The organism is Mycolicibacterium novocastrense, from assembly GCF_001570485.1.
Lineage (GTDB): Bacteria > Actinomycetota > Actinomycetes > Mycobacteriales > Mycobacteriaceae > Mycobacterium > Mycobacterium novocastrense.
The window spans coordinates 1-607 of record NZ_BCTA01000067.1; the positions used below are offsets into that span (position 1 = coordinate 1).

General features: G+C 61.4%; 1 protein-coding gene. It reads right to left on the reverse strand.

The annotated features are described in order from the left end of the window. A partial coding sequence (locus RMCN_RS22125) for a L,D-transpeptidase (RefSeq protein ID WP_131808593.1) occupies positions 1 to 501 on the reverse strand: 501 nt, incomplete at its 3' end. Positions 502 to 607: the final 106 nt, after the last annotated feature.

Sequence of the window (607 nt, forward strand, 5' to 3'; positions counted from 1 at the left end):
ACCGATGGTGCGTGAGTCGAACACGACGTTGCGCTGCTTCTCCAACACCGTGAAGTCACCGACAGGTGTTTCGAAACCGGGTTTACCCAGTGATGCCGGCATTTCACGGACCACCTCGCCGTCGACTTCGACGGTGAATGTGTGCGCATCGATGTCAGCGATACTGACCACCGCAGCACCGGTGCTGAACTCGGTCTTCAACCCGCCAGCTCGCACTTCGATCGTATCGTGGGCCGGCCAATAGCCGGCCGGCATCCACTCCAACGTTGTGGCGTCGAGCCATGTGAATTCACCGGTCGTCGACTGCGAAGTGGTGATTGCAACCGTGCGTTCGGCGGCCTTCCTATTGACGACGGGCGCAATGAACTGCACCACCACTGGGTGGGCGACCCCGACCACCTCACCGGGACCCGGAAGGACACGAATCACGCCGAAAGCCTCGGTGGCCGCAGCTGCGGCCACCGGGGTGCCCGCCGACGGCGTCAGGAAAGCAGTCAGCACGGCTGCCGTAGCCAGGAGCCATCGCAACTAACCTTCACCACCTTCGTTCAACCGCGGCGTGCGCCACAAACGGTACTCTACGTACGTACTACGTATAGTAGCTCTA